The 7501-nt window shown below is 76.0% G+C and carries 7 protein-coding genes and 1 pseudogene; 1 reads left to right on the top strand and 7 read right to left on the bottom strand.

All coding sequences use genetic code 11. From position 1 onward, the window contains the following. A pseudogene (locus tag C1A33_RS16400) lies at positions 1-459 on the bottom strand (hypothetical protein); the annotation flags it as partial. Positions 460-651: 192 nt separating this feature from the next. Beyond that, positions 652-1200: a DinB family protein gene (locus C1A33_RS16395; protein ID WP_101832362.1), complete on the bottom strand. Its 549-nt coding sequence runs from the start codon at positions 1198-1200 to the stop codon at positions 652-654. A gap of 48 nt (positions 1201-1248) precedes the next feature. Between C1A33_RS16395 and C1A33_RS16390 the strand changes: the two genes are divergently transcribed. Then, on the top strand, positions 1249-1974 hold the full coding sequence (locus C1A33_RS16390) for an SDR family oxidoreductase (RefSeq protein ID WP_101832361.1): 726 nt from the start codon (positions 1249-1251) through the stop codon (positions 1972-1974). Positions 1975-2478: 504 nt separating this feature from the next. On the opposite strand, the gene C1A33_RS16385 is transcribed toward C1A33_RS16390, so the two are convergent. The 5 genes from C1A33_RS16385 to C1A33_RS16365 all read right to left on the bottom strand — a co-directional run bounded on the left by C1A33_RS16385 (position 2479) and on the right by C1A33_RS16365 (position 7418). Beyond that, positions 2479-3615, bottom strand: a complete 1137-nt coding sequence (locus tag C1A33_RS16385; RefSeq protein ID WP_243407619.1) for a site-specific integrase — start codon at positions 3613-3615, stop codon at positions 2479-2481. Between the two features lie 42 nt (positions 3616-3657). Then, positions 3658-4920, bottom strand: coding sequence for an APC family permease (locus C1A33_RS16380; protein WP_101832358.1), 1263 nt, complete (start codon positions 4918-4920; stop codon positions 3658-3660). A 138-nt stretch (positions 4921-5058) separates the two neighbouring features. Then, positions 5059-5820, bottom strand: a complete 762-nt coding sequence (locus tag C1A33_RS16375) for an HD domain-containing protein (RefSeq protein WP_243407618.1) — start codon at positions 5818-5820, stop codon at positions 5059-5061. A gap of 28 nt (positions 5821-5848) precedes the next feature. Then, the gene (locus C1A33_RS16370; protein ID WP_101832357.1) at positions 5849-6700 is read right to left on the bottom strand and encodes a class I SAM-dependent methyltransferase; all 852 of its coding nucleotides are present in this window, start codon (positions 6698-6700) and stop codon (positions 5849-5851) included. Positions 6701-6764: 64 nt separating this feature from the next. Next, entirely contained in the window at positions 6765-7418 is a 654-nt protein-coding gene (locus C1A33_RS16365) for a DsbA family oxidoreductase (RefSeq protein WP_101832356.1), read from the bottom strand. Positions 7419-7501 lie beyond the last annotated feature (83 nt).

The raw sequence follows: 7501 nt of genomic DNA, 5'->3' as shown, positions 1-7501 counted from the left end.
GAACGCGCCGACGCAGTCCTCCGGCACCTCGTCCGTGATCATCCGCTCGTACAGCCCGGCCCGGCGGGCCAGCCCCGCGTCGACATCGACGAGGTCGACGACGGGCAGCGCGGACAGGGCGGCGGGGCGCGCGCAGTCCTGCACCCGGAGCAGGACTACCGGCACGGGTGCGCCATCCACCCGCGCCGGGTCGTCAAGGCTGGTGGGGAACGCGATCCGCGGGTCCGGTTCCCGGGCGAGCTCTCGCGCAGCGGCTGACGACCAGACGACGAGCACCTGCGCGCCGAGGGCCCGCTGCCGGTGCGGACCGGCCTCGTCGCGTCCCGCCGAACCGCCGAGGGTGCCGCGCGGGTCCTGCCCGGACGTGGCGAGCGGATGGACGAGCGCCCGGTAGCCGGCATCAGCCAGCTGCCAGGACAGCCACCGTGCCCATCCCGCGTCGGCCGCGACATGACACACCACGACATCCCAGGACAGTGCCGTCGCGGGGCCGTGCGGCAGAGCATGGCGCCCTCCCCGCTCCTGCCCGTGATCCGCTGTGGCTCCGCCCGTGTTCACACCTCGCAGCCTGCCACGGCCAGCCCGATCAGGAGACTTGACGTCCCTCCCCCCGCGCATGCGGGGAGGTCCTCACGCCCCGCCACCGCCGTGTCAGGCGAGGACGCCGACGGCGCCGTCGGTGAGTTCACGGATGACGTCGGCGTGGCCGGCGTGCCGCGCCGTCTCCTCGATCACGTGCACGTAGATCCACCGCAGGCTGACCTGGCCGATCTCGGGGTGAGACAGGACGTCGTCCAGGGCGAACGCCGCCGACGCCTCGCGCGAGTGGGCGCAGGCGTCGTCGTAGTCGGCGAGCAGCGAGTCCAGGGTGGTGGCCTCGGCAATGTCCCAGCTCGTGTCCTCCTCGGCTGCCGCCGCGTTCCCGGCGGGAGCCGTCTGAGGCGCGGGGGCGGCGGCGAGCGGGTGGAACCAGGTCTGCTCCACGACGGTCAGATGGCGTAGCAGACCGGCAAGGGTGGTCCGCGACGGCAGCAGCCGCCGCCGCGCGTCCGCGTCACCCACCCCGCGCGCCTTGTGGACGACGACGTCGCGGTGGAAGTCGAGGAACGCCTCGAGGATCTCCCGCTCACCGGCCGTCGCGGCGGCCATGACCCGCAGGGCCGGTGGGCGCGGCGGCGCATGGGGCTCAGGCGGCTGCATGGCCGTGATCGTAACCACCCGGACGCATCCACCCGCGATCATGTGGCGATGACGCGTTCACACCCCCCACGCGATGCCCCCGTACTCCTCGTGACCGGCGCCTCCGGCGGGATCGGCGCCGCCACCGCCCGCCTGGCCGCGGCTCGCGGATGGTCTCTCGTGCTCGCCGCCCGATCCCCGGACGCGCTGCGTGCCCTCGCCGCCGAGCTCGGCGGCCCGGCCAGGGCCGTCGCGGTGCCCTGCGACGTCCGAGAGTGGGAGCAGGTGGCCGCGCTGGCGCAGCGCGGCGAGGAGGCGTTCGGCCGGCTCGACGCCGCGTTCGCCAACGCGGGCGTGTTCACGCCCACGTCGTTCCTGGCGGCCACGGGCTCACCCGAGCAGTGGCGCGAGATGGTGCTGACCAACGTGTACGGCACCGCGCTCGTCGCCCGCGCCGTCCTGCCCGCGCTCCTGCGCTCCCGCGGGCACCTGCTTCTGACCGGCTCGGTGGCCGGCCGCGTCACCATCCCCGGCCAGCTCTACTCGGCGACGAAATGGGCTGTCACGGCCCTTGCCCAGTCCCTGCGCGCCGAGCTCATCCACACCGGGGTACGGGTGACGCTCCTGCAGCCCGGTCTGGTCGCCGCCGGGGAGATCGCCCCCGACCGGCAGGTGGACCCGGTTCTCGCCGCCGAGGACGTCGCCCGCGCGGTCCTGTTCGCCCTCGACCAGCCCGACACCGTCGACATCAGCGAGATCGTCATTCGCCCGACCGGCCAGCATCCCCACCGCTGAGGAGATCGCCGGGCGCACGGGACAGGGCCGGATCGTCCTGCAGGCAGGCTTTCGCGTCATCCGGGCACGGCGGGGTCGGTCGCCGGCGCAGGCCTGCGCTTCGCCCGAGGGCCTGCCGGGGGACGCGCCCGACGCGGGGCCGCCGGACGCGGGGCACGCCGAGACCGCCCGCGTCGTCCGGCGGCACCTACCGTCCGATCCCGCCGCATCCCGCACGTCACCGCCGGACGCGGCCGGGCCACGGGCCCGTGGCAGACGCCGGCGGGCGCGGTACACCCGCGATCGCCGCAGCGTGATCCACGCCGCTGGCACCCCCCGATCCTGCTCGCGGCGGTGTGCGTGGTCGCGGTCGGACTCGTCGGCGGCGGGCTGACGGACCCTGGTGGGATCGTCGTCCAGCTGTGGGGGGCTCTGATCGCGGTGACCCTGGACCGTTGGTGGCGGCGTTGAACGCCCCCGCCGCGTGGCGCGGGCCTCGAGCGGGTCCCTCCGGCCCCGTCGGGGTCAGAGCCCGACGCGGCCCGACGGGTTGTCGCGGTCGAACAGTCGGCCGGCGCGGACGTAGCCGTCGAGGCTGGCCGCGGAGCGCCAGCGGCCCTGGCGCATGATCGAACGGTCGGGGACGCCGGCGCGGGCGGCGGCGGTGGCGAAGCCGGAGCGCAGCGAGTGGCCGGCGAAGTCGGCGGGGTCGAGGCCCGCGGCGGCCACCCGGCGCTGCACGATGCGGGCGACGGAGCCCGGGTGCAGCCTCGTCGCGCCGACCTGGCCGTGCCGGTTGACCCCGCGAAACGCCGGGCCGCCGGTGCTGCGCAGGTCGGCGGCACTCGACCAGGCCTGCCAGGCGCGCACCGGGCAGGTGGGGCGGTGGGAGCCGTAGGTGATGCCGACGAGCGCGCCGGCGCCGGCCTGGTCGGTCTTGGAGCTGCGGATGGTGACGGCGAGGCCGTCGGGGGTCTCGTCGAGGTCGGCGACGTCGAGGCCGACGAGTTCGGCGCGGCGCAGGCAGCCGGCGAAGCCGATGAGAAGCAGCGCCCGGTCGCGCACGTCGGCGAGCGTGTCCTCGCGCAGGTCGGCGACGACGCGGGTGAGCAGCTCGGTGTCGAGGGCGGCCTTGCGGGTCGGGCGGATCCCGCGGGTACGGCGCACCCCGTCCCACACCGCGCCGACCTCGGGGGCGGCGGCCGGATTCGGGTGGCCGGCGAGCTGGTGGGCCACGGAGATCGCGGCGAGGCGGCGGCGGATCGTGGAGGGTTTGTAGCCGGCGTCGGCCAGGGTGGCGACGTAGCCGGCGACGGTGGCGGGGCTCGCGGGAAGCGGGCACAGCGGGGTGGGCTGGCGGGCGCACCAGCCGTGGAACTGGCGCAGGTCGCTGTCGTAGGCGCGCCACGTCGACGCCGCCCGCGCCGCCCGCGCGTACTCCCCGATCCGCCCGGCCAGCGCCGGACTCAACCCCACCGGACCGGCTGAGCCCGACGCGCCGGACGGCCCCTGCCCCGCGGACGGCCCCGCACCGGAGGGTCCCACCTCGGTGACGACGACCACCGGCCCCGCCGGAACGACGGGCATGACCGGCATCGCGGAGCTCGGCGTGGGCAGCGCCGGCGGCACGCCATCCCCGGCGGGGACGATCTCGCCCGTCATCGCAAACCCCCGCCCGCCGTCGATCGATCATCCAGGCCCACGCTACCGCCGGCGTCGCCCCACGCGGCGCGCGGCGTACAGGGCGAGACCGGCGGCGAGGATCGCCGTGCCGGTCACGACGGCGCCCACGGGCAGGGTGAACGCCAGCAGCAGACAGCCGGCGAACCCGACGGCGGGCACCACCCGCGGCGGGCGGCCCTCGTCGTCGCGCAGCGTCCACGCCGAGGCGTTGGCGATCGCGTAGTAGACGAGCACCCCGAACGAGGAGAAGCCGATCGCGGCGCGCAGGTCGGCGAGGCCGGCGAGCACGGCCACGGCGACACCGACGGCGAGCTGCGCGTGGTGGGGCACCCCCCGGCGTGGATGGACGGCGGCCAGGGCGGCGGGCAGATGCCCGTCGCGGGCCATCGCCAGCGTGGTCCGCGACACCCCGAGCAGCAGCGCGAGCAGCGACCCGCACGCCGCCAGCACCGCCCCGAGGCGCACCGGCACGGCGAGCCCGCCGGCGCCGGCGGCGCGTACCGCGTCGACCAGCGGCGCGTCCGCCCCGGCGAGCCGCCCGGCGCCGAGCACCACCAGCACCGCCACCGCGACCAGCAGATACACGATGAGGGTGACGGTGAGTGCGATCCGGATGGCGCGGGGGATTGTGCGCGCCGGGTCGCGGACCTCCTCGCCGAGGGTCGCCACCCGCGCGTAGCCGGCGAAGGCGAAGAACAGCAGCCCGGCGGCCCGCAACACCCCGCGGGCTCCACCGGGCGCCGGCGCGCTCAGCGTGAGCTGATCGGCGTCGGCCGCGGAGGAGGTCAGGCAGGCGACGACGACCACGGCGAGGACGATCAGCACGACCGTGACGAGCAGCCGGGTCAGCAACGCCCCGCGATGCGCCCCGGCGAGGTCGGCGCCGGTCAGCGCGAGGACGGCGGCGACGGCGACGAGATGGGCGTGCGCGGGCCAGGCGTAGCCGCCGACGCCCAGTGCCATCGCCGCGCACGACGCGGTCTTGCCGACGACGAACGCGACGCCGGCCAGGTATCCCCACAGCTCGCCGAGGCGTTCCCGGCCGTAGACGTAGGTGCCGCCCGACGTCGGGTAGCGGACGGCCAGGCACGCCGAGCTGGTGGCGTTGCAGTAGGCGACGAGCGCGGCGGCGGCGAGCCCGACGAGCAGCCATGACCCCGCCGCCCGCGCCGCCGGGGCGAACGCGGTGAACACCCCCGCGCCGATCATCGCGCCGAGGCCGACGACGACCGCGTCGCCCGTCCCCAGTCGCCGTGCCAGTGGACCCGCGCTCACCTGCCCCATCCCCCCGTAGCCGTTGACGCGACTCCTCGCCCCCGCCCGCGCTCGGCGTGGGTGTCCTGGCGCGCGCGGGACTGCGCCTGGCGGCCCGGTGGTGGCGCCGCGCGGTGCGGCGTCCGGATGGCGCCGAGCGGGCGGCGCTCAGCCGGTGACGATCGTCATGCCGCGGGCGGTGGCGAGACGGGCCAGGTCGGGGACGCCGAACTCGGCGACGAGCGCGTCGAAGCCCCGCACCTTCGCCGCGCCGAAACGGCGCACATGGGCCCGGTAGGCGTCGACGGTGAGGAAGCTGCCCGGATGGCTTTTGGAGTGGAACTTGTCGGCGTACATGACGAGCCGTTCCTCGACCGTCTCGGCGAGGTAGTCCGCGGGCGGGATCGGCAGGCCGCCAACCTCGATGTCCTCACGGGTCAGACCGACGCCGGTGTGACACGAGCAGAAGCGGCACAGGCTCTCGGGCAGGCCCTCGGCGGCGAGCAGCGCGTGGCCGAGCACGCCGTGGCGCAGGTACTGGGCGTGGTCGAGGCGGCCGGTGGCGTCGTAGAGGCGGTAGACGCCGATGTCGTGCAGCAGCGCCCCGGCGCGCAGCAGCTCCCGGTCGGCGCGCGGCGCGGCACCGGCGGCCAGCAGCGCGGCGGCGACGTCCCCCACGATCCGGCAGTGGGTGAACACCAGGTCGAACGCGGCCGCGCTCGGCGCGTGCCGCCGGTGCAGCCCCTCACTGTCGACGCCCTCCGCGGCGCTGTCGACGCCGTCCGCGGCGGGGTGAGCGGCCGCGGCGTCGCGTGTCGTGGTGCCGGGTGTGACGGGGGTCGTGAGGGGGCTCCTGGACGCCCGCGCCGTGGTGACCTGCGCCTGGGGGGTCTGCGCCGGGGCGGTGTGCGCCGCCGTGGTGTCCTTCACGGCGCCGACCGTACCCGAGCGGCCGGCGTCACAGCGGTGGTTTCGCGGCGCGCAGGGTGTAGGTCAGCGGCACCCGGGGCGCCCCGGCGGGTGGGCGGAACAGCCTGTCGGGGCCGCGGCGCAGAGCGGCCGTGCGGGCGAACAGGGTGACGGGATGCTCGTGGAGGAACTCGACGCGCAGGCCCGCGCCCGCCACCGCGCTGACGATCTCGCCGAGGGTGTGGTCGCGCTGGACGGTGATGTTCGCCGTGGTCACCGCCCGCGCGTCCGCGTAGGAACCGGTGCTCTCCCAGCGGCGGGGGCCGCCGGCGAAGTAGTCCTCGGTGACGCACCGGCCGTCGGTCTCGTCGAGGATGCCGGCGAAGGGATGGAACTCGGCCAGGTACAGGAAGCCGCCCGGGGTGAGCAGGGCGGCCATCGCCGCGGCCCAGCGGGTCAGATCGTCCAGCCACACCAGCGCGCCGAACCCGGTGTAGACGATGTCGTACGCCCCCGCGCCGAGGACTGCCGGGGCGTCGTACACGTCGGCGACGACGAAACGGGCGGGCAGGTCACACTCGGCGGCGAGCGCGCGGGCCGCGGCGATCGCCGCCGGGGAGAAGTCCAGACCGCTGACCTGGGCGCCGCGTGCCGCCCACGACAGCGTGTCCAGCCCGAAGTGGCACTGTGGGTGGGCCAGGCGGCGGCCGGTGACGTCGCCGACCTCGGTGACCTCGAACGGGCGCAGCGTGTCGCGCCGCGCCCGGAACCTGTCGACGTCGTAGAGGTCACTGGCCAGGTGCAGGGCGACACGCTCGTCCCAGTACGCCTGGTTGTGCGCGCGGTGCTCGCTGGCCGTTCCCGTGAACGGCGCCCCACCGGGATCGGCGGGTGCGGTCATGGTGTCCTCCCCCGCCTTCGGGCTGGTGGCGCAGGGATGGGCGGCACGCGGGTGGGGAGGTGGCTCAGGCGACGCGCTGGCGGGGGCGGCGCGCCCAGGCCTGGTCGAGGGCGCGGGTGAACAGCTCGGTGGGACGCGCCCCGGACACGCCGACGGTGCCGTCGATGACGACGAACGGCACGCCGGTGATGCGCAGGTCGTGGGCGGCGCGTTCGTCGGCGAAGACCCGGTCGGCGTAGGCGTCACCGGCGAGCACCCGGCGGATCTCGACCGGGTCCAGGCCGGCGCCGGTGAACACCTCGACGGCCACCTCGGGATCGAACACGTCGCGGGCGGCGCCGAAGTGGGCCTGGTTCAGCGCGGCGACCGCCTCGCTCCGCCGGCCCGCGTCGGCGGCCAGGTGCAGCAGCCGGTGCAGGTCGAAGGTGCTGCCGTTGCGCCGGTCGCTGCGGTAGTCGAGCCCCTCGGCGCGGGCGGCGTCGGCGACGCGGTGCTCCCTGCGCGCGATCTCGGCGGCGGGCACGTCGGCGACCTTGCGGGCGAGTGCGTCGAGCAGCGGCTCGGAGCCGCCGCGGGGCAGGCCCGGGGCCAGCTCGTAGGAGTGGAAATGCACCACCACCTCGCCGCGGTGCTCGAACGCGTCCAGCGCCCGGTCGAACCGGGCCTTGCCCACGTAGCACCAGGGGCAGACGACGTCACTCCAGATGTCCACACGCACGGCGGACCACCATCCCTCTTCCCTCACCGCAGGCAGGTCGCGGCTCCCCGGCTCCGGCGAGCGGCATCCCGCTGTCGCGGGCG

Source organism: Frankia canadensis, assembly GCF_900197875.1.
In the GTDB taxonomy this organism is placed as follows: domain Bacteria; phylum Actinomycetota; class Actinomycetes; order Frankiales; family Frankiaceae; genus Frankia; species Frankia canadensis.
The sequence above is the reverse complement of the archived record's forward strand: the minus strand, read 5'-3'. Positions and strand labels throughout refer to the sequence as shown.

What these genes read in the sequence shown, in the direction of transcription:
- C1A33_RS16395 (WP_101832362.1), bottom strand. Translation starts at nt 1,200, where the DNA reads ATGCAGCCGCCTGAGCCCCATGCGCCGCCGCGCCCACCGGCCCTGCGG.
- C1A33_RS16370 (WP_101832357.1), bottom strand. Translation starts at nt 6,700, where the DNA reads ATGACCGCACCCGCCGATCCCGGTGGGGCGCCGTTCACGGGAACGGCC.
- C1A33_RS16390 (WP_101832361.1), top strand. Translation starts at nt 1,249, where the DNA reads ATGACGCGTTCACACCCCCCACGCGATGCCCCCGTACTCCTCGTGACC.
- C1A33_RS16385 (WP_243407619.1), bottom strand. Translation starts at nt 3,615, where the DNA reads ATGACGGGCGAGATCGTCCCCGCCGGGGATGGCGTGCCGCCGGCGCTG.
- C1A33_RS16380 (WP_101832358.1), bottom strand. Translation starts at nt 4,920, where the DNA reads ATGGGGCAGGTGAGCGCGGGTCCACTGGCACGGCGACTGGGGACGGGC.